The organism is Ruegeria sp. YKSD163 (assembly GCF_059612905.1).
Genome location: NZ_JBXWRM010000034.1, coordinates 1 through 18,526, shown reverse-complemented (window position 1 = coordinate 18,526; position 18,526 = coordinate 1). Strand labels below are relative to the sequence as shown.

General features: G+C 58.1%; 23 protein-coding genes and 1 pseudogene. 14 read left to right on the top strand and 10 right to left on the bottom strand.

Annotation, left to right across the window (positions count from 1 at the left end; translation table 11 throughout):
• The first annotated feature begins 212 nt into the window (after window positions 1–212).
• Window positions 213–1,097, top strand: coding sequence for a GIY-YIG nuclease family protein (locus tag AC2FNA_RS23285; RefSeq protein WP_496830702.1), 885 nt, complete (start codon window positions 213–215; stop codon window positions 1,095–1,097).
• 6 nt (window positions 1,098–1,103) lie between these two features.
• On the opposite strand, the gene AC2FNA_RS23280 is transcribed toward AC2FNA_RS23285, so the two are convergent.
• From AC2FNA_RS23280 to AC2FNA_RS23245, 8 genes are all read right to left on the bottom strand, one after another.
• Window positions 1,104–1,523, bottom strand: a complete 420-nt coding sequence (locus AC2FNA_RS23280) for an acyl-CoA transferase (protein ID WP_496830700.1) — start codon at window positions 1,521–1,523, stop codon at window positions 1,104–1,106.
• 263 nt (window positions 1,524–1,786) lie between these two features.
• The gene (locus tag AC2FNA_RS23275) at window positions 1,787–2,527 is read right to left on the bottom strand and encodes a polysaccharide lyase family protein (protein WP_496830698.1); all 741 of its coding nucleotides are present in this window, start codon (window positions 2,525–2,527) and stop codon (window positions 1,787–1,789) included.
• Between the two features lie 210 nt (window positions 2,528–2,737).
• The gene (locus AC2FNA_RS23270) at window positions 2,738–3,862 is read right to left on the bottom strand and encodes an adenylate/guanylate cyclase domain-containing protein (RefSeq protein WP_496830696.1); all 1,125 of its coding nucleotides are present in this window, start codon (window positions 3,860–3,862) and stop codon (window positions 2,738–2,740) included.
• A gap of 115 nt (window positions 3,863–3,977) precedes the next feature.
• Entirely contained in the window at window positions 3,978–5,288 is a 1,311-nt protein-coding gene (locus tag AC2FNA_RS23265) for an NADH:flavin oxidoreductase/NADH oxidase family protein (protein ID WP_496830694.1), read from the bottom strand.
• A gap of 77 nt (window positions 5,289–5,365) precedes the next feature.
• Window positions 5,366–5,611, bottom strand: a complete 246-nt coding sequence (locus tag AC2FNA_RS23260; protein ID WP_496830692.1) for a hypothetical protein — start codon at window positions 5,609–5,611, stop codon at window positions 5,366–5,368.
• A 182-nt stretch (window positions 5,612–5,793) separates the two neighbouring features.
• The gene (locus AC2FNA_RS23255; protein WP_496830690.1) at window positions 5,794–6,423 is read right to left on the bottom strand and encodes a DUF6441 family protein; all 630 of its coding nucleotides are present in this window, start codon (window positions 6,421–6,423) and stop codon (window positions 5,794–5,796) included.
• The gene (locus tag AC2FNA_RS23250; RefSeq protein WP_496830688.1) at window positions 6,420–6,731 is read right to left on the bottom strand and encodes a head-tail joining protein; all 312 of its coding nucleotides are present in this window, start codon (window positions 6,729–6,731) and stop codon (window positions 6,420–6,422) included. Before AC2FNA_RS23250 ends, AC2FNA_RS23255 begins: the two co-directional genes overlap by 4 nt.
• Window positions 6,731–7,030, bottom strand: a complete 300-nt coding sequence (locus tag AC2FNA_RS23245; RefSeq protein WP_496830686.1) for a major capsid protein — start codon at window positions 7,028–7,030, stop codon at window positions 6,731–6,733. Before AC2FNA_RS23245 ends, AC2FNA_RS23250 begins: the two co-directional genes overlap by 1 nt.
• Window positions 7,031–7,171: 141 nt before the next feature.
• On the opposite strand from AC2FNA_RS23245, the gene AC2FNA_RS23240 reads away from it, so the two are divergent.
• The 10 genes and pseudogenes from AC2FNA_RS23240 to AC2FNA_RS23195 all read left to right on the top strand — a co-directional run.
• Window positions 7,172–7,885, top strand: coding sequence for a M48 family metallopeptidase (locus AC2FNA_RS23240; protein WP_496830684.1), 714 nt, complete (start codon window positions 7,172–7,174; stop codon window positions 7,883–7,885).
• Between the two features lie 439 nt (window positions 7,886–8,324).
• Window positions 8,325–9,632, top strand: coding sequence for a tyrosine-type recombinase/integrase (locus tag AC2FNA_RS23235; protein ID WP_496830682.1), 1,308 nt, complete (start codon window positions 8,325–8,327; stop codon window positions 9,630–9,632).
• Between the two features lie 113 nt (window positions 9,633–9,745).
• Window positions 9,746–10,258 carry a hypothetical protein gene (locus tag AC2FNA_RS23230; protein ID WP_496830680.1) on the top strand — a complete coding sequence of 171 codons (513 nt, stop codon included), beginning with the start codon at window positions 9,746–9,748 and terminating at the stop codon, window positions 10,256–10,258.
• A 73-nt stretch (window positions 10,259–10,331) separates the two neighbouring features.
• On the top strand, window positions 10,332–10,520 hold the full coding sequence (locus tag AC2FNA_RS23225) for a helix-turn-helix transcriptional regulator (RefSeq protein WP_496830678.1): 189 nt from the start codon (window positions 10,332–10,334) through the stop codon (window positions 10,518–10,520).
• Window positions 10,521–10,627: 107 nt separating this feature from the next.
• The gene (locus AC2FNA_RS23220) at window positions 10,628–10,870 is read left to right on the top strand and encodes a hypothetical protein (protein WP_234184591.1); all 243 of its coding nucleotides are present in this window, start codon (window positions 10,628–10,630) and stop codon (window positions 10,868–10,870) included.
• 91 nt (window positions 10,871–10,961) lie between these two features.
• Window positions 10,962–11,843, top strand: coding sequence for a DUF7146 domain-containing protein (locus AC2FNA_RS23215; RefSeq protein WP_496830676.1), 882 nt, complete (start codon window positions 10,962–10,964; stop codon window positions 11,841–11,843).
• The gene (locus AC2FNA_RS23210) at window positions 11,840–13,330 is read left to right on the top strand and encodes a YfjI family protein (protein WP_496830674.1); all 1,491 of its coding nucleotides are present in this window, start codon (window positions 11,840–11,842) and stop codon (window positions 13,328–13,330) included. Before AC2FNA_RS23215 ends, AC2FNA_RS23210 begins: the two co-directional genes overlap by 4 nt.
• Window positions 13,320–13,562 (top strand): hypothetical protein, encoded by a 243-nt coding sequence (locus AC2FNA_RS23205; protein ID WP_496830672.1) that lies wholly within the window; start codon window positions 13,320–13,322, stop codon window positions 13,560–13,562. Before AC2FNA_RS23210 ends, AC2FNA_RS23205 begins: the two co-directional genes overlap by 11 nt.
• Window positions 13,559–14,098 (top strand): hypothetical protein, encoded by a 540-nt coding sequence (locus tag AC2FNA_RS23200; RefSeq protein ID WP_496830670.1) that lies wholly within the window; start codon window positions 13,559–13,561, stop codon window positions 14,096–14,098. Before AC2FNA_RS23205 ends, AC2FNA_RS23200 begins: the two co-directional genes overlap by 4 nt.
• Before the next feature lie 472 nt (window positions 14,099–14,570).
• Window positions 14,571–14,675: pseudogene (locus tag AC2FNA_RS23195) on the top strand (IS5/IS1182 family transposase); the annotation flags it as partial.
• A 9-nt stretch (window positions 14,676–14,684) separates the two neighbouring features.
• Here AC2FNA_RS23195 and AC2FNA_RS23190 read toward each other — a convergent pair.
• Window positions 14,685–15,146 (bottom strand): helix-turn-helix transcriptional regulator, encoded by a 462-nt coding sequence (locus tag AC2FNA_RS23190; protein WP_496830668.1) that lies wholly within the window; start codon window positions 15,144–15,146, stop codon window positions 14,685–14,687.
• Window positions 15,147–15,273: 127 nt separating this feature from the next.
• Between AC2FNA_RS23190 and AC2FNA_RS23185 the strand changes: the two genes are divergently transcribed.
• Both AC2FNA_RS23185 and AC2FNA_RS23180 read left to right on the top strand, forming a co-directional pair.
• Window positions 15,274–16,896, top strand: a complete 1,623-nt coding sequence (locus AC2FNA_RS23185; RefSeq protein WP_234184757.1) for an arylsulfatase — start codon at window positions 15,274–15,276, stop codon at window positions 16,894–16,896.
• Between the two features lie 427 nt (window positions 16,897–17,323).
• Window positions 17,324–17,797: a Rap1a/Tai family immunity protein gene (locus AC2FNA_RS23180; protein ID WP_496830666.1), complete on the top strand. Its 474-nt coding sequence runs from the start codon at window positions 17,324–17,326 to the stop codon at window positions 17,795–17,797.
• Between the two features lie 17 nt (window positions 17,798–17,814).
• On the opposite strand, the gene AC2FNA_RS23175 is transcribed toward AC2FNA_RS23180, so the two are convergent.
• Complete coding sequence (locus AC2FNA_RS23175; protein WP_496830664.1) at window positions 17,815–18,219, bottom strand: hypothetical protein; 405 nt, start codon at window positions 18,217–18,219, stop codon at window positions 17,815–17,817.
• Between AC2FNA_RS23175 and AC2FNA_RS23170 the strand changes: the two genes are divergently transcribed.
• Window positions 18,218–18,526, top strand: a 309-nt coding sequence (locus tag AC2FNA_RS23170; RefSeq protein WP_496830662.1) for a transposase, incomplete at its 3' end; no start/stop codon positions are given. The two genes, AC2FNA_RS23175 and AC2FNA_RS23170, sit on opposite strands and share 2 nt — an antisense overlap.

The following is an 18,526-nucleotide window of genomic DNA, read 5'->3' as shown; positions in this document are numbered from 1 at the left end:
GCACGCAGCCCATGGATGGCGGTGAGGATGGGACGAAACAGGACCGCCGCTGACGGCCACCTCGGCAAGCTGGAACGTAATGGAACGAGCATGGCGGACGCGCCCCCAAAGCTCGTGCCATGGTGGTTATCCTTTGCTTTGATTTCAGGCCTTCTCCGTGCACACTCACCGGCACTTATTCGTTGTGCCTGCAACCATGCGGAAGGAATGATATGGATTTCAAAGACCTGCTTCGTCTCAACGGTATCGATCCGGACGCGAAACAGGAAATCCTTCTGCTACGTCATCGGCCCGAAGATCCACTCGCTCAAGCCATGCCCTGGATCATCTCCGAGCGGCGTGACCTCTTCGAGGTCTACCAATCGGTGCCCGGCAACCGTGTCGCCGGACTGCAACATGCGAAATTCGCCATTGCATGCATTGGTCTCTCGCCCGGCCGCGCACATTTCATCGGACTCTACAGGGTTGGGGCGCATCGCATGCTGGACATGAACGCCTTTTGGGCAATTCCCGAAAACCGGGAGCTGGCCGAATTAGGCTATATCGGCCTGACCGACGAAGAGGTCGAAAAATATGGACCAGTCAGGCAATATGACCTCGAACTGGTGGATTTCTACCCCGACTGGTGCGGGCGATTGATTATTGGCTATCCGCCTCCAGAGCGTTCATGGTTCCGATGGGTCGATCGCGGTCGGTTTCCCGTCCTCGCGATCAACGAAGACTCTGCATTCGAACAGCCGCCGCCGGAGTGGCGCGATATCAACCTCTCCTACGCGGAACTCGCCGTCATGCCAAAAACCTGGCAGGCCCGCCTGGGCGAATGGCGCGGGGTCTACCTTATTTTTGACGAAAGCGACCGAATGGCCTACGTCGGATCTGCTTACGGACGCGAGAACATTCTTGGCCGATGGCGCGCCTACGCAAGTGACGGACATGGCGGGAACCGCGATCTCAAAGGACGTGATCCAACGCAGTTTCGCTTCACCATTCTGGAACGCCTGGCCCCTGACCTGCCGGCCGAGGAGGTCATCGCTCGAGAAAACACCTGGAAAGAGCGCCTCCACACGCGAGCCCCACTCGGCTTGAACGCCAATTGAACCAAACTAAGCCAGCGGATCGCTCGTGGTGTAATACAGGACAATCGGGATCACGGCGGCCTTCAGGCTGGACGCACCCTCAACGGGCAGATCAACTGGACGTGGCGCTTCCGCTTCGATCCAGTCGCAGAGGCCGCACAGGGTGCGGTTGGCGGCGAGTACCGCGCCGATGCTGGCGGTCAGCGCGTCGAACGCCACGTCACGCGACGCACCCTGCACAACCGCCTCGATCTCGGCGCGATGCTGGTAGTGGTAGCGTAGCGGCGACAGCGTCACCTCGGGCTCCCCTGGCTCACCGTCGCGCAGGATCAGCAGGCCATCTGCCGGAACCCGCTCGGGCAGCACCTCGCCGCGCAGGGCGGTGGAGGGCAGCGCCTGAAGTAGTGTGTGCAGCGCGGTGAGGATGGTTTCGCGGGAGGAGGGCATGAGTGCCCTCTTCTGGATTGGGTTAATTGAAAAGTAGCCGATTTGGCCAAACTTCGGTCAATGCCGCAGGGCAAGGAAAAGCCGGCTTCTTTCAGCAAAGAACCTGCACCAATGAGAGTTTTGCCAAGAGTACGAGATAGAAGGCTCTTCAGCGGACCGCAGGCATGGCCGCCACGATCATGAAGGAACTGGCTGGACAATGGTTTTGCACGAAATGTCCCAACACGCTGTCAGGCAGGAGCCAATTTGCGAACACCGTGCACCTATTCAATTCGCTCAATTTGAACCTTGTCATAGTCGACGATAGCGTGGGATCTTTTGCCTGGATCTCCAGCACGATAAATACCAAGCCTGAAGGAAGGCTTGCCGCATAGAAAAGTATTCGAGAAGGTCGTCCGCGGTAGCCAAGTTGCGCCGTCAAATTTGACTTCAAGAGCCTGTGTTGCACTGTTTTCGAAGATAGCTTCTACCCTGTGCCAGCGGTTATTTACAGGGTTCGGCGAAACAAAACGACTTTTGTACTTCTTGCCTGGTGTTCCCGGCGCAAGGCTAAAAGCAGCTTTTGGTTTACTGGTACTTCCACCCAACATGGCCATTGCTGGAACACGGCTGTCTGGGCAGTCCTTAATCTGGAAAAAGGTCGCAAAACTTCGTGGATGAGCAAAACCTTGAACAAATCTGACGTCGAAAGAGATGCGGTACACGCCTGGGCGCTCAAAAGCACGGCCCTTGATCTCGGCCCTCTCTGACCACGGCTTGCCGAACTGTGCACCGTGTTTGGGGTCTTGATCCGTCGAACAGTTCCCTTTCTCTCCATCACGCAGTTGGATACGCAGAAACCTGCGATCCCCTTGTTCCATCCATCTGATTGAATCGTGTGACGGCGGAGAACAATTTGGTTCGCCTTTCCAGTTCCAGTCTGCGTCTCGATAAGTTTGAGCCGCCACGTTTGTCGCTGACAAAATGGTCAGCAATACCGCTGACATAATCCAAAGGAACTTCATCTAATTGGATCTCCGTCGCTTAAACCTCATGTGAAAGATTAAGTTCGCTTGTAACATATCTACGCCACAAGATCGAGAACATGATCACCTGCCACTGGAGGCGGATCGCCACCCTCTACCACGGATACCCGTTTCTCTACCTTTCGGCCTGCACCCTGGCAGCGGCTGTTATCTACTGGTTGTGAGTCCTGACACTTGCGACGGGTTTCCCTAAGCTGCCTTGCCGACCAACCACCACGTTTCCACCTCTCCCATCCCCTTTACCTCGACGGTGCCTCTGGGTTCGAAGCGATAGTCCCCCTCCAGCTCCGCTTTGGCGGGTCCCGTGACTTGAATTCGTCCCGGTTCTCCGTGGCTTTCCATCCGGCTGGCTGTATTCACCGTCTCGCCCCAGACGTCATAGAAAAGTTTCTTGTTGCCGATGACCCCTGCAACCGCCGGGCCCGCGTGTAACCCGATGCGGACCTGCAGCCCCTCCGGGAACTCGGGCGACAACGCCTCGGCTGTGCGCTGCATGTCCAGGGCCATCTCGGCTATGCGGTGGACGGGGTCTCCGCAAGGATTCGGCATCCCCGCGGCCACCATGTAGGCGTCTCCGATGGTCTTGATCTTCTCCAAGCCATGCTTCTCAGCGAGCTGATCGAAGGCACGGAAGATCCGATTGAGGAATCCTACCACCTCTTCAGGAGGAAGCGAGGCAGCGCGGGGCGTGAAGTTGACGATATCAGCGAACAGGATAGCGACCTGCGGCAGGCTGTCAGCGATGGTCTGGTCCGGTTCCACCTTCAGTCGGGCCGCGATGTCCTCAGGAAGCAGGTTGTAGAGGAGGGCCTCTGATCGGGCGTGTTCGGCTTCGAGAGCGTCTTCAGCATGCTCGGCGACCCATTGGTTCATTCCAACAATAGTGGCAACCAGTGAAGCAATGCCGAAACTACTAAAAACAGCAAAGAACATGAGCCAATTGTAAGGCAAGCTGTACCATGGAGATTGCGCTATTCCAACTCCGACAATTGCCGAAAAACAAGTAACGTTCGCAGCGCAAAGAAAAAGCCTTGCCCGCCAAGAATGAAAAGGAGAAAATATAACGTAGGCCACAGGTCCAAGCGCGAATAGAAACAAGCCGGACTGCATGCCCAACGCAAACGAAGAAAGTAGCGCATGAATTGGAATCTCAAGAAGCGTGAAATAGAATCCAAATAGAAGGTTTTTGTTCTTGAGCAGAAGATAGTTAGATAAAGCGTAACCTGGAATCGCGATACAGTTCCAAAAAACGACCGGATGTGCTGAAACTTTTAGGGCGGCAACGGTTACCGACACGTGAAGCAAGATCGCCATCGGCATTCCGATTTTAAGAAGAATGTACGCACGTGCTGTTTGGCCATTGAACTCGCTAGGCGCTTGCGTAAAGACCCTAATTAGGAATGCGGAAAGCGTAACAAGTTGCATTCCGCTATTCCCCGCCATGCATCGAAGAACCGAGTGACCTATGGGGCCGGGCTCTGCGAAAGGCGAGATACGCAGTACGCCCGATGTACCACAAGAAACTACCGACTGCGTTGGCCCGAGCATTTGTATCCGGTTTTTCGCCTCGTGACATCAGCGTCATTTGCCAGGCGTGATACTCCACCCGAGAAACATTGTTGATCAGGGTCACCAGCCAGTTCCTGGAGTTCAGACCAAATCTGCCCCCGCCCATGACCAGCCCCGCTTCATCTACGCCGACCCTGTCTTTCGTCCTATCGAGCAATCGTGCGGCTGCATCGGGTTCCACGCAAGTCGGACGCGCGATCCCGATCATGTCGATCCCATCGATTTCGACGGCGCGCTCCATGGCCTCGCGACTGCGGAAACCGCCGGTGACCATGATCGGCACATGAACGGCCGCCCGGACCTCTCGGGCGTAGTCCAGGAAATAGGCTTCCCTGCGCTTCGTGCTTTCACGCTGATCTTCTTCGAGCCCGCTGAACATGCTCATCTGCTCATACGTGCCGCCGGAGAGTTCGATAAGGTCGATCCCGTCGGTTTCGAGCCAACGCGCAACCTGTGCGCAATCAGCGAGAGAAAAACCACCTTCCTGGAAGTCAGCCGAGTTCAGTTTCACGGCGATCGGAAAGTCGGGGCCGACCGCCTGTCGCACGACAAGGTAAACTTGCCGCAGAAACCGGGCCCGGTTCTCCAGTGAGCCACCCCAGTGGTCCGTGCGGCGGTTGGTGACGGGCGACAAAAACTGGCTGATAAGGTAGCCATGCGCGCCGTGTATCTGCACACCGTCAAACCCGGCCCGACGAGCCACATCCGCTGTCCTGGCAAAACGTTGGATGGCGTCCTCGATATCGCCCTGGGTCATTCCGCGCGGTCGCCCATAGAAGCCAAGGATCCGAAGTTTCTCTTCTGATGGGGACAAGGGGTGAGCATTCACGACCATCGGGCATTGGCGACCCGGGTGACTGATTTGCATCCACGCCTGACTGCCACCGGATTTCGCGGCTTCCGCCCAGCGGCGCAGGGCGTCGATTGCGCTGTCGTCTTCAACGACCACATTGCCCGGTCGCTCGAGGTAGCGGCGATCAACCATGACGTTGCCCGTGAGCTGAAGTGCGAACCCGCCGCTCGACCAGGTCCGGTAGAGGCGGTTATGAGCTTCGGTTGGGTTATCATTCCTGTCCGCCAGCCCTTCAGTCATAGCGCTGCGCGCAAGACGGTTGGCGAGCGTTGCGCCGCAAGGAAGTGTGATGGACTGAGACAGGACACTTTCAGACATCAATTCCCTCCACGTGCCCCGGGCAATCATTGCTGTCGCAACATGCGTCGATATTGCGAGAAACGATGCCAACCATATTAATCAAGATAGATGACATGCGCTGCAGGGGACTCTGCATTGGGATCGGCGCCTGTAGAAAACTGCCCAACAATACGCTCGATCCGGAGGAGCGCACGAGCAAAATTCATTAGAAGATGATATGTTACATCGGCATCCAGTGCGCCCAGAACGGCAAGATCGAACAGAACGACCATTGCCAACAGGGACAGCAGGACTGCCAATGCAGCAAGAACAGCGGCATGCGTAAGAACTCGAGCGAGCATGGTCTTCCTCTTGAAACCTATAAGTAGCAAAAAATGTTGGGTCGAGGAGCGGCCCCACACCAAGACGATACATTTGTGCCGCTGCTTTAGGAAAAGAAAAAGCAGTGCGGCAATTCTGGCCCACGGCCACGGCCTTGACGGTTTAGCCGTTGCCTCCCGCAAATCAGTCCGCAAAAAGAACGTTACGGCCTCCGGTCCACCCAATTCGCCACAATCAACCCCGGCATGCCGTCCAACGCCCGCTCGGCATCCCGCCCGAGATCCAACCGCTTCGGCAGCTTGACCTGCGGCACGAGCAGGAAGATCGGCACCGTCGTGCGCCCGCGCCCGGACTTCGACCGCGACGCGACGCCAAGCCCACGGCTGTTCAACCGCCCGTCCGCCACCAGCAGGCTCGGCCCTCGGCGTCGATAGACGAAGCGCAGGCGCAGGCCGCGGCGGCGCTCCCATTCGCCGGGGGTGATCCTGCCGCCGCGGAGACCGCGCCCGGCGGCCTCGGTTGGAATCGCCAGCCAGAACCCGTCTTTCGAGCGGATTAGCGGACCGGTGTCGTGCGCGCCGACGATGACCGGGGCCTTGGACCAGACCAGCGCGGCGGCGTTCAGGCTGTCGCCCGCCTTGGGGAACGTCTGGTTCCGGATCGAATTGGAAAGCCGCCGACCTAACCCCGCTTGCGCGATCTGGCCGCGCCACGCGGTCTTCAGCCCGGTCCCGGCCTCGCGCATGGCGGCGGTGACGGCCTTTTCGCCCGCCGCCACTTCGGCCTGCATCATCGCGACGATGTCGGGATCGATGTTGAGCTTCAGTTTCACGCGGGCCTTAGATCGACGGTCCAGACGAGCCGTTCGCGGTCGCGGACAGGCTCGCCCTGGATGAGGAAGGCGTCCCCTTCGATCTCGATGCGGTCGCCGGGCCGCGGGGTCGGCACCTCGGCGAGGCGCAGATTGAGCCGGGTGGTTTCCGACCAGAGCCGCGCCTCGCCGAAGTTCGTGATTTCGTCCGGCCGCCGCAGGATCGCGCGGATGAGTTTCGGCGCGCCGCCCTCGGCGGTGTAGACCACGTCGCGCGCGAGATGCGCATCCGCAAAGAGCACATCGAGGGCGGCAGCAAGGGCGGTCATCAGGTCCGCCGTGCGCTGCGCAGCACCTGCGGCCGGGTGCAGATCGGCAGCGGGTTCGACTCGATCTCGAGCCGCACCCACTCGACGCGATCCCGGTCCGGGATGGTGCGGGCGTAGAGCGGCAGGCCAAGGGTATTGACCGTCTCAAACGTATCCGCGGGGGCGTGGTAGATCTCGAAGAGACCCTCTACGCCTTCGGGATAGAAATACGCCTTGTCGGTCGGCACGCCAAAGGCGGAACTGCCCCGGTAGCGGCGGAAGGTAATGCCGCCGATCGCCCTTGAAATCGACCGGGCCATCCGCGAACACGCCCCTGCCGGCTGGAAGGGTGACCCAGTTCGCGAGCGGGAGGTCAAGAACGTGCTCTTCCCGCTCTTCAACCGAGATCGAGAAGCAACCCTCGCGATGTTCGAGATCATCAAGAACCAACAGGGGTATTGATGGGAGAGTCCATCGAAATTGGAGACATCACAATCAGCGTGACCCGGAAGGACGTCAAGAACGTCCACCTGTCGGTCCACCCGCCTGACGGACGCGTCACGCTTGTAACCCCTACTTCGACCAGGATCGATGTTGCGCGCGCATACGCGATCACAAGAATTGGATGGATCCGGCAGCAGCAAGAGCAGCTTCGCTCGCAGGCGAGGGAAGCCCCACGTTCATTCGTCGGTCGCGAGACCCACTACCTTTGGGGACGACACCATCTTCTCCGTGTGACGGAGCTCGACGCCAAGCCTGAGGTAAAACTAGACCACCGCACGATCCATCTCCAGGTCCGCCCCGGAACTTCCCGCGACGGACGCGCCAAGTTGATTCACGCTTGGCATCTGAAGCTACTTCATGGCGCAGTCCCGCCGATCATCGACAAATGGGAAAGCCGCATCGGCGTTAAGGTCCACCGCTACTTCTTGCAGCGGATGACAACCAAGTGGGGAAGCTGCAACTCGAAGGCAGGCACCATTCGGCTGAACACTGAACTCGTGAAGAAACCGCGCGACTTGCTGGAGTATGTAATCGTTCACGAGATGGTCCATATTTCCGAGCCGACGCACAGCACCCGGTTCTTTGCTCTGCTTTCTGAGCATTATCCGAGTTGGCCTGAAGCCCGGCGGGAGCTGAACGAACTACCCGTTCCTCAGCTTACCGGGAGCTGAGGCGACGACGGTCCCCCTGGAGCTGGCACCGGTTCGATTTATGACCCTTCTCGCAAAAGGTCCCAAGATCGAAGTGCCGAACTGCGGCCGTAAAGTATCCCTTTCTATCCATGCACTTACAGGCTTTGCACCGAAATTGCGCGGTCGAGAGGTCCGGAGAATTTCGGCCCTGAGAGACGGCTTCCGGGCCACCTGGCGTCGGCACCGGTGCTCAGCCCCTCCCGCATAACCCTCGAAAACAACGAGAAAATCCGGCCACAGCCGGATCGGGAGAACGCTTTCGTGGGGGCAAGTGGCGGACAGTGAGGCTGCCATTTTCCTGTCGCAACGTATAGAAATATGCCCCATATACCACTGTTTTATTGAAACTTTTCTCGCCGCTCCTGTTGCCAGCAGTTGCACACTGTCGCGATAAATGACACTAATTTAGGCGGGTAAGATGTTGGGTGTTTGGATGCCAAAAATTGCCAAGGAACTTTCTGCACTGGATGTGAAGCGGTTGCAGCACCCAGGCACACGGGGAAATGCGACATTCGCGGTGGGTGGCGTCTCTGGGCTGTTGTTGCAGATCACCCCCAACGGTGGACGCACTTGGCTCTTGCGCGTGACCGTCGGGAACAAGCGCAGGGAAATCGGGCTAGGCGGCTTTCCGGATGTGACGCTGGCAATGGCGCGGGAACGGGCGCGGGAAGCGAAAGACGAAATCCGACGCGGTATCGACCCGGTGGAGCAGCGCAAGGCCGCACGTGCCGCGCTGGTGGCGGAACAGCGCCGAGGGATGACCTTCGCCGAGGCAACCGAAAAAAGCCTTGCCGCTAAACTGGACGCTTTCAAGAATGCCAAGCACCGTCAGCAGTGGGAAAACACATTGCAGACCTACGCCATGCCGGAACTTGGCAAGATGCTGGTACAGAACATCGAGGTACAGGACGTGTTACGTGTTTTGGAGCCGATCTGGCAAAGCAAGACGGAAACCGCATCGCGCCTGCGAGGCCGCATTGAGGCCGTGCTGTCCTGGGCAACCGTGGCCGGGCATCGAACAGGCGACAACCCGGCGCGCTGGGCAGGCAACCTCAAGGAACTTCTGCCCGCTGCCGCGAAGGTGGCGAAACAAGACAACCAACCCGCATTGGAGATTGACGACGCGCCGCGCTGGTTCGAAGCTATTGGCCAGCGCGAAGGCATGGGCGCACGCGCTTTGGAGTTTGCCGCCCTGACTGCTGCACGCTCAAAAGAGGTGCGCGGAGCCACCTGGGATGAAATCGACATGGACGCCGCGATTTGGACCATTCCGGCAGTGCGCATGAAGATGGACCGCGAACACCGTGTCCCGCTCACAGCCGAAGCGCTAGAGTTGCTCAAATCCCTTCCGCGCTTTGCCGATAACCCACTGGTCTTTCCCGGTGTGCGCGGTGGGCAAATGTCCGACATGACCTTGAGTGCCGCCATGAAGCGGTTGCACGCCGATGAAGTGAATGCAGGCGGCTTCGGGTACGTTGACCGTGTCAGCAAGCGCCCAGCGGTGCCTCATGGGCTGCGCAGCACGTTTCGTGACTGGGTGGCCGAGCGTACGCACTTCCCCGGCGACATGGCCGAAGTGGCCTTGGCGCACAAAGTCTCGAACGCGGTCGAGGCGGCTTATCGGCGCGGCGACATGGTAGAGAAACGCCGAAACTTGATGGCGGCATGGGCGGGGTTCCTGACCGGCAAAGACAAGGCAGGCGCTAGCATTGTGAGGTTGGCTTGAACGCAGACCCATTCCCCGACAAATCAGAAGAAATTGAAACGGCCATTCACGAAGTCGCCAAATGGATTGGGTGCAGCCCGAGAGTGGTAGATAGTTGCTTAGGTGGTCTCAGAATGTACTGGAATACGCCGGCCCTTCTCACCGCAGCAAGGGAAACGACACATGCCTACAACACGGCGGCGAGGCATGCCGAAGAACTGGTGGATTCACTGCATAAGTTGTCAGAAGGACAGCTCGCTGACCTGACGATAGCGGGATGCGTCACAGTTTACCAGATAGAGCATCTAGCTTCGAAACTCTCTCGAAACGCACCATTCTTCGACAATTGGGAGAAGAAGCACGACCGTAAAGGGGGGAGAAACCCAGCTGCGTATGACGTTGCTGAGTTGGTGCGCCGACTGTTTAGAAGAACGCGGCGCAAGATTACATTCGGTGTTCATCCAATGTCTACCGCGCCCTCAACTGAATTTGGCCGCGCTGTGGAATTTGCCCTTGGGGCATTCGGAGTGAAAGCCGGATGGCGTGGTCCAACAAGCGAAGCAGTTCAAAAGCAACGAGAAATTCAGGAACGACTAGTTCGGTGCGCGAACAGACATATCTTAATGCAAAGTCCTCCGAAAGAATAAAGAGTCTGCATTTTTAAGCACTTAACCTGTCTTGATACATTGCCTCCAATTGAACCAAATTGGAGTGCATAGCATGTCCGACACTTTTCTTTCCGATCTGCAGCTTGCCCAGCGCTATAGCGTGCATCGCACGACCCCGTGGCGCTGGGTGAAAAGCGAACCGGGCTTTCCCAAACCCGTGGCTCTGTCCCCCGGATGCACCCGCTGGAAGCTGTCCGAAATCGAGGCATGGGAAAACGCCACGAACGGCACCGCCGCATAACAAACCGCCACCCCGAACATGGGGCGGCGGCGCGATTTTTGACGGCGAGGGATTACCCGAAAAGATAGCGCGAACCGCCCTTATTAACAAGAGAAGGGCTTTCGAGCATGACAACATCACAACGCAAGGCACGCCGCGCATGGGCTGCTGCAATCCGGAAACACATCCGTCCCGGCCATGTGTTTCACATGGAAATCCAGCACGACGACTGGTGCGCAATCTACACACAGGAGCGGACCTGTAACTGCTGCCCCGACCGAGTGCTGAAAGATGATCAAGGCCGCGTTCTGGCCCGTGTGAACGGTGCGGGCTTCTATGATCCGCTGGAACAACTGGAGGTGCTGAAATGATGCGCCTTCAGATCCTCTACCTGCGCCGCCTTCACGGGCTGACCGAAGCACAGGCGCAGGCAATTGCCGCGTTGATCTGGGGGGTAAGCTGATGACCGACGCACGAACCCTTACGATTGACCTGGGTGGAAAGTGGTATCGTTCATATGGCGCTGCCCCCTGCCCGGTCTGCCAACCCCAGGGCGGCAAGCGCCAGAATGCCCTGACCCTTGCGGATGGCGCAGCAGGCCGTCTTTTGCTGAACTGCAAGAAATCCGGCTGCGACTTCTCGGATATTCTGGGAGCGGCGGGTGTGGTCCCCGGCAGTTATTCACCGCCCAACCCGCTGGAACTGGCCCGCCGCGAAGCCGAGCGCCGCGCTGAGGCCCTGAAACGGGAGCAGCAGGCAAAATGGACCTGGTCCGAGGCGCAGTCGATCACCGGAACCGTGGCGGAAACCTATCTTCGGGGGCGGGCGATCACCTGCCCCATGCCCGACACGCTTCGGTTTCATCCCGCGTGCTGGCATGTTTCGGGCAAGCGCTACCCGGCGCTGGTGGCATTGGTCGAAGGCGGCGATGGCTTCGCCGTGCATCGCACCTACCTGCGCCCCGATGGCATGGGCAAGGCAGAGGTTGATCCTGCCAAGGCCATGCTGGGGGCGACCGCTGGCGGTGCTGTGCGGCTGTTTGGGGGGCATAGCACGCTTGCGGCAGCCGAGGGTATCGAAACCGCATTGAGCCTGTCCTGCGGGCTTCTGCAGCACCCCGCGACGATCTGGGCGGCGCTGTCTACGTCGGGCTTGCGAGGGCTGCACCTGCCGCGTGATCCGGGGAAGCTGACGATTGCGCCCGATGGGGACAAGGCAGGCCGTGCAGCGGCACAGGCGCTTGCCGAGCGGGCGCACGCGCTTGGCTGGGATGTGTCCCTGCTGCCCGCCCCAGATGGCCGGGATTGGAACGACATTCTGGCAATGAAGGGAGACGCAGCATGAATGCGCCGCAACCCCTTCAATTCATCCCCGAGGAACCGCAACCATTGGTGCGGGAAGTTGCCCTTGGCGCAGCCTATCCCGTGGAGGCGCTGGGCGGTCTCAGGAATGCCGTCGAGGCCGTGCAAGGCTTGACGCAGGCTCCTGTTGCGATTCCGGCGGCTTCGGCCCTTTGTGTCGCATCGCTGGCGGTGCAGGGCTTTGCAGACGTGGAAACCCTGGGCGGGCCGCGCCCGGTCTCGCTCTACGCCCTGACCATCGCGCAATCGGGCGAGCGCAAGTCGAGTTGCGATGCGCCCTTGATGGCGGCGATGCGGGACCATGAACGGGAACAGGCAATCGCCCAGCGAGATGATCACGCTTTCTGGGTGAATGCGCAGGCGCTCTGGAAAGGCGAACGTGACCGCATTCTTGCCGAGGCAAAGAAGGGCAAGGGCGAGAAGCGGACGGCAGCGCAAGCGGACCTGGCCGCGCTGGGCAAGGAACCTGCCGCACCACCAAGCGCAGACCGCACGGTGACCGAACCGACCTTCGAGGGATTGACCCGCCTTTTTGCAACGGGGCAGCCGTCTCTGGGCATCTTCTCGGATGAAGGCGGGCAGTTTCTTGGCGGTCACGCCATGAACAGCGACAACCGCCAAAAGACGCTGGCAGCGCTCAATGACCTCTGGCAAGGCAACCCGATCCGACGCACTCGCGCCGGGGATGGACATGCAACGCTCTACGGTCGCAGGCTGGCGGTACACCTGATGGTGCAGCCCCGTGTTGCCCGCGCCTTCATGGCTGACCGGATGGCGGCGGAGACCGGCTTCCTGCCGCGCTTCCTGATCTCGGAACCGCCCAGCACAATCGGCAGAAGGAAGTTCGAAGAAACCAACCGTGATGACATACGGCTTCGCAATTTCGCGGACAGGCTTCGTGACATCCTGGCCCGCCCCATGCCGATGGACCCCGAAACCCGCGAATTACAGCCTCGCGTCCTGCCTCTTGCGCCCGAGGCCCGCGCCCTGCTGATCGGGTTTGCAGACAGCATCGAAGCGGCACAGGCCCCCGGTGGCAGTCTTGCCCATGTCACAGGCTATGCCTCGAAGGCAGCAGAACAGGCGGCGCGTATCGCTGGCGTGTTGACGCTGTGGCGCGACCTGGATGCTCTTGAAGTGACCTTGACGGACATGGGGAACGGTATCGGCCTTGCGCAATACTACCTGTCCGAAGCGGTGCGCCTGGCAGACGCCGCGAACACAAGCGAGGAGATCGACCGCGCTGTAATGCTGTGCAAGTGGCTGGAGGCCTGGCCACATCCTGAAATCCTGACAAGTGATGTGGTGCAACGGGGACCGAACCAGCTACGGGAATCCCCAAAGGCCCTCGCTGCAATGCGGATATTGGAACAGCACGGCTGGCTGGTGCCGCTGGACCCCGGCACTGTTGTCAGGGGGGCAGCACGCAAGGCAGCCTGGCAGATCGTGAGGCGCAGCCATGTGGTTTGATGTGCAGGCTGAACTTGCCAAGATCGAAGCTACTCCCCCTGCTAATCTTGCTAATCCCGCTAATCGAGGCAGCGGATTAGCAGAAATAGCAGGATTAGCAGCGCCACCGGTCCAGAAAAGCGAACCTCACTCGCCCTGCCAGGTCTGGCAAGACAGACATGCACAGCGCATCGCAGAAGCGTTCAACGCCTATAACTGCATGGGGCCAACTGACCCGGAGGCATGGAAATGAGCAAAATTGAAAAAGCAAAATCGAACGAGGCGGGGATAGAGTTCAGCGGATCGGCTGAGGCAGGGCATGAAGTCAAACTTATGAATCCGGACGGCCTTCGAAAGATATTCGGCACGTCGGACGATTTCCTTGCGGAAGCACTCTTTACCCAGTGCCTGAAACCGCTCAGGGCAAATGAAGCGAGTGACAAGTACCCGGCGAATGATGAGCGGGTGTTCATGGTGGCGATTGTGAACGATCTTGCCCCCCGTGACGCCGTGGAGCGGATGCTTGCGGTACAAATGGCGGCAACGCATGTAGCGACGATCCGTTCGGCGCGGTGGCTGGCAAATGCCGATAACATTCCCCAATTCCAGGCGCACTACACCGGGTACAACAAGCTGGCACGAACCTTTGCGGCTCAGGCTGAGGCCCTGAGAAAACACCGAACCGGGGGCGAGCAAAAGGTTACGGTGCAGCATGTGAACGTGTCGGATGGCGGACAGGCCATCGTCGGCAACGTGCAGACCGGGGGGAGGGGTGAAAATGAAACATGACGCCAACCCCTTGCACGCGGCGAATGCTGCCCCCCGCTGCAGGGCAAAGTCGAAGCGCACTGGTCTCCCCTGCAAAAATCCCGCTGTCCGTGGCTGGAAAGTTTGCCGAATGCATGGGGCACGGGGGGGGCATCCACCGGGCAAGGATCACCCATCCTGGCAGCATGGTATGCGGTCGCAGGAATGGGTCGAGGCCAGGGCGGAGATCAACGAGCTGGTGCGGGAGACCCGAGAGATCGAGCGCAAACTCGATTCGGATTGATGTTACGTGCAACGCCTCTGGCAAAGCTGGTGCGTTTAAATTGGCGCAATAGTGGATGTCTCCACGCCGCCTCGCCTATTATTGAATGGCGGCTGAATGCACTTTCGCAGTCATCTGACAGAAACGCTCAGATGACTGCATTGAGAGCCCTTACGAGACGCTCGCATCCAGCGTAGCGAATGGCCGTTCTGAGTTCCTATCGCAAATGCTGGGGCTTGCGCGAATTGGCGGCGCGTGGCAACCCGATACGACAGATGCCCAAAGGTCTTCCTTTCAGCCATCGCCCTCGCGGCAACCGTCATCTATTGGCTATGAGTCCTGACCCTAGTGTCGTGAGGGTGGGTAGCCAAAACTTCGCTTAAAAGCGCGGGTGAAATGCGAAAGATCGTTGTAGCCGAGTTCCAGCGCAATCTCGGTAACACTGGCATCGCTCGCTTCAAGCATCGCTATAGACTGCTGCATCCGGACTTTTGAGAGCAACTGGCGATATGGAATGCCGAGCCCGGTCAGTTCCCGTTGCAGGCTTCTTTTGCTGAGACCGGGGAGTTTTGCGACCCCATCGATGTCCGTTTTCCGATCCATCGGCCTGAGCAGAACGATGACTTCAACGAGCATCGCGGCGTCTTCCACTTCAGTCCGGGATTTCACGAGCAGTTCTTCGACTCGTTTCGAGATGGTCGGCGGGCCATCAGATATCTCGGCGACCACGCGTTTCTCGGGCAAAAAGTCCTCAGGAAAGACTATGGCCAAACTTTCCCTTCCAAACGACCACGGCAGAGATATCATTTCCTCGCGGGCTTGCGAGGAGCACTGACGTGTACCGTTCTATGTTTGTCCGCTGATGGAAGCGGCTCTGGCATCACTTGATTACGAATTATCGACAGCTTGTGGACAAATGGGAGAAAATGAAAAGATGAAAACGCCAAATCAGACCGTGCGCAGGCTCGTGCTAGCAGCGGCCACCGTAGTTGCTTGCTCTTGCAGCGTCGTCGCGCAAGAGGGCGACAAGCCAAACATACTCGTAATCTGGGGCGATGATGTCGGTCAGTCAAATATATCGGCTTACACAATGGGCATCGTGGGTTATCAGACGCCCAACATTGACCGGATCGCTGACGAGGGGATCATTTTCACCGACTATTATGCGGAACAGTCTTGTACCGCTGGCCGGTCAACCTTCGTCACCGGCCAGACAGTTTTCCGGACGGGTCTGTCGAAGGTCGGTATGCCTGGCGCCCGTGAGGGGATGCAGACCCGAGACGTAACGATTGCCGCACTTCTGAAAAATCAGGGTTATGCCACCGGTCAGTTTGGCAAGAACCATCTTGGTGACAGGGACGAGCATCTGCCCACAAACCACGGATTCGACGAGTTCTTCGGTAACCTCTACCACCTCAACGCTGAAGAAGAACCTGAGAACGAGGACTATCCCGCCGATTTCGTTATGGAAGACGGCCGTACTTTTGCCGAAACGTTCGGACCGCGCGGCGTGATCCGGTCCTCAGCGGTTTATGACCAAAGCGGTGCCGTTGTCAGTCAGGAGATCGAAGATACCGGAGCGTTGACCAAGAAGCGGATGGAGACGGTCGACGACGAAACGATAGAGCTGGCCCTCGATTTCATCCGCGAAAAAGAGGCTGAGGGCACACCTTGGTTTGTCTGGTGGAACGGTACGAGGATGCATTTCCGCACATATGTCAGCCAAGAACGCCGAGTAATGGCGGATGAAATCGTCGGCAAGCACGTCGACGAGTATGCCGCGGGCATGATCGAGCACGACATGCATATTGGTCAGTTCCTCGACCTGCTGGATGAATTGGGGATCGCCGACGATACGATCGTATTATACTCGACCGACAATGGGCCGCACATGAATACTTGGCCCGATGCCGGCTGGTCTCCGTTCCGCGGAGAAAAGAACACCAACTGGGAAGGTGGCTGGCGAGTACCTGCAATGGTGCGTTGGCCCGGCAATTTCGAGGCTGGTAGAATCTCGAACGGAATCATGCACCATATGGACTGGCTACCAACGTTCCTGGCGGCAGCTGGCGTTTCTGATGTTAAAGAGCAACTCCGTGAAGGTGGTGTTACGGCGATCGGGCGGGAATACAAAGTTCACCTCGACGGCTACAATACGCTTCCCTACCTTCTGGGCGAAGAGAACAAGGCGCCCCGAAACGAGATATGGTATTTCTCGGACACCGGCGATTTGACCGCGCTGCGCTATGATGACTGGAAGATCATCTTCCTTGAGCATCGTTTTCCGGAAACTCTGCGGGCATGGGCGGAACCTTGGACCGTTCTGCGCACGCCCCTTCTTTTCAATTTGCGCCGCGATCCTTACGAGCGGGCGCAACTCACTTCGAACACCTACTACGACTGGTTTATTGACCGTGCATACCTGATGGCTCCTGCAGCTGCATATGTAAGCAAGTTTCTCGCCACGTTCGAAGAATTCCCGCCGTCCCAGAAGCCGGGCAGCTTCACAATCGGCGATGCCAAGGACAAGATCCTGTTAAGCATCGGCTCAAAGTGACAGCCCGGTATTCTTAATGCGATGCCGCCCCCTGCTTCCGGGGCGGCACCTTTTTTCGTGAGCGGTCTGTCATGCACTTTCGTATTTTGCCTTCTGTTGCATTCTGCGCCCATTTGGCCAATTCATCGGCCGCTCTGGAACCGCGTCAAGAGTGCTGACTGTGCTATGTGTTTTCAAGCATTCGAAAAGGTCTGCTGATAGCCCTTTAGCTGAGCTTGATTTCTGGAAACCCAATGGCGGGTCTGTCCCGCAACTGGGACATTACACTGTTTTCAGCCAACGTCCGTTGTAAAGAGAAGCGGTCATTTGCTGAATCGCCCTAAATCGGTGGGGAAGCATCATCCATCCTTGCGGCATGGTTTGCTGTCCCTGGAATGGGTCGAGGCCAGGGCGGAGATCAACGAACTGGTGCGAGAGGTCAAGGAGTTTGAGCGCAGTCAAAAATATTTTGACGGACATCAGCCTTTTCGAAACTGTATTGCAAACGGAATTCACGAATGGAGCGCCCTATGAAGCTACTCTGGTTCTCCTTTGTCGCGATTTTCTTATTTTTTCAAAACCCTCAGAGGCACAACAGGTGAGCGGAAACGCACTCTACAGTGCCTGTGGGTCGGAGAACGCTGTTGAACTTGGTTTTTGCCTAGGCTTTCTGCTTGGAGCAATAGAAGGCGAAAGTTATGGCGCATTCATCACCTTGATGCGAACCGAGCCAGAAACCGAAACCTCAGAAATGAACAGGATGATCAACTTCTTTTTGGGTCATTGCGTCCCGCCGGACGCAACAAATGAACAACTTCGAGACGTAGTCTTGCGGTATCTAGGGAACCATCCGGAAGATCGTCACTTTCCGGCGCGTGGTCTGATTTGGAACGCCTTAGTTGAAGCTTTCCCCTGTGCGTGATGAGATGTCCATTCCTGCTAACCTGCTACAATTCCAACCCATACAATGAGCAGAAACAGTATCATCCAACCGATGAAGGTTGAAGCAGTGAGGCCTATTGCAGTCAGCCCATTGACCTCGAAAAAGGTTCTAAGCGGTTCCTGAGATAGCAAGAAATCGCCTGGATATGTCCAGATCCATGAAATACAGCCCCACACGTCTGAAATGGTGAGATTTTCGTGGCAATCGAACTCGTTGAACCCTCTTTCAGGCCACCTTAGACGCCAACCCGGATAATAGTTTTCCATTATCTGAGCACATTCTTTCCAGTTCATAGCTGCCCTCAACCCGCATTCCCCAAGTAATCCGCTGATTTCGCTGTCGTGATCGTTGTATTCCCCATATAAATCATGAAGTTGCTGGCTACGAAGGACGTGTTTCATGGATCACCCTGTGGGTGCGGTCTCGGATCGGGGTGATCGGGTCGATTTCGACCGCCGTGTGCGGCTGGAGTTTCGGGGCGCGCAGATCAGTTCGGACGGCGGTCTGCTGGTGATGCGCGAGCTTGATGACGCGCTCGGGCTGTCCGGTTTGACGTCCGTTGCACTGCGCGATACCCGACGCGGCAAGAACACGCTCCATCGGCTCGACGGGTTGTTCCGGCAATCGGTGTTCGGGCGGCTGGCCGGATACGAGGATGTCAACGACGCCGACCGGCTGGTCATCGATCCCGTGATGCGTCATGTCGTG